The 523-nt window shown below is 71.5% G+C and carries 1 protein-coding gene; it reads right to left on the reverse strand.

Annotation, left to right across the window (positions count from 1 at the left end; genetic code table 11):
- Positions 1 to 114: 114 nt before the first annotated feature.
- Complete coding sequence (locus ACFSL4_RS36730; protein WP_381092449.1) at positions 115 to 447, reverse strand: TusE/DsrC/DsvC family sulfur relay protein; 333 nt, start codon at positions 445 to 447, stop codon at positions 115 to 117.
- Positions 448 to 523 lie beyond the last annotated feature (76 nt).

The following is a 523-nucleotide window of genomic DNA, read 5'->3' on the forward strand; positions in this document are numbered from 1 at the left end:
GGGCGCCGTTGGCCATGATCAGGGCCGGGTAGATCCCTTCCAGGGAACCCTTGGAGACGATGACCGAGACCTTCTCGATCGTGGCGGTGGCGGCCATGGCGGGCCCTCTCCTTCTCAGATGCGGTTGCGGGGCTCGGGGGTCCCGGCAATCTTCGCGGCGGTCTTCGCCGGCCCCTTGGGGAAGGGCCGGCAGAGCTCCTTGACGCTGACGCCGGAGGTCTTGCCGAGTACGCGGACGGTGGGGCCGGGGCCCTTGGCGGCGTACTGCTCGCGCATGAAGCGGATGACCTCCCAGTGCCGGTCGGCCAGCGTCTCGACGCCGGCTTCGCGGGCGATCTGCCCGGCCATGGGCTCGGTCCACCGGCCGGGGTCGGTGAAGAATCCCCCGTCGTCGACCGGGACGGCGTTGTCGCCGTGGGCGGCGGTGAGCGTGGGGATGCTCCTCATGGTTCAGGCATGGGCGTGGCGCTTGCCGTGCTCGGGCATCGCCGAGCCGATGCCGGGCAGTTCCCGGCCGGGCAGC

The sequence above is a fragment of the Streptomyces caeni genome (assembly GCF_042678285.1).
Taxonomy (GTDB): domain Bacteria; phylum Actinomycetota; class Actinomycetes; order Streptomycetales; family Streptomycetaceae; genus Streptomyces; species Streptomyces caeni.